1 pseudogene is annotated in these 801 nt (G+C 63.7%); it reads right to left on the reverse strand.

The window, feature by feature from the left end:
* A pseudogene (locus IEW07_RS21360) lies at positions 1 to 259 on the reverse strand (hypothetical protein); the annotation flags it as partial.
* Between the last annotated feature and the right edge of the window lie 542 nt (positions 260 to 801).

Raw genomic sequence — 801 nt, forward strand, 5'->3', positions numbered from 1 at the left:
CGATGTCCTGGCGCCTGTCCCCATTCAGGTCCCCGAGCATCCGCGGGTGCAGACTCACCTGCCACCCTCCGGCCAGCCTGCCGAAGGCCGGCAAGAACGAAGATCCCGCCGTGCTGATCACGGAAGGATCCGGGTCCGGAGCGGCCTGGGCGGAATTGCCCACCGCCACTCCGGTGATGGTCAGAGCGACCACCGACATGCCTGCCTGCACGCGCGTCAACCATGTTGTTCTCATGACAAGCTCCTTGGGGTTGATCATTCTCGACCGTCGGCGGTAATGGAACAGGTCGCCGTGTCTGTGAGCCCTGCGTGTCCCTGCCCATCCGGGTACTGTGGAGCGGTTCCCGGACGGGACCCAGAGCATCAGCACCATCACCCTTATGCCGTGACTCCGGCGTGATTACTCATCCGTCTTCCTGGAAAACGACGTGGCAGGGGAGCACCCATAGGTCGGTTCCAAGGACTCGTCGGGCGGCTGTTTCTCTCGCACTGCCTTGTCACTGTGACGTGGTGACATGGGAGGAAGCAGTTGTGACACGTCGAGATCGGTCGTGCTCGCTGTCGGGGCCGGCCCAGGGCGTTCCGATCGGCATCCATGCGTCGCGGAGTCGTGCGGTCCTGCCCCGTCACGTCCGTGCTGGACACCGCCACGGCACGACAAATGGGGCACCTCCACTTCCGAGACATGTCCGGCACCAGATAAGGCCCCAACCGTCGATCGGCGAAATCCGGGTCGGTGGTCAAGTCCATTTGCGGGGTGTAACGCGGTCAACGCGTGATTCTTGGGATGGTCAGGCGCTG

Origin of the sequence: Kocuria dechangensis (assembly GCF_014636775.1) — a bacterium.
GTDB classification, from domain to species: domain Bacteria; phylum Actinomycetota; class Actinomycetes; order Actinomycetales; family Micrococcaceae; genus Kocuria; species Kocuria dechangensis.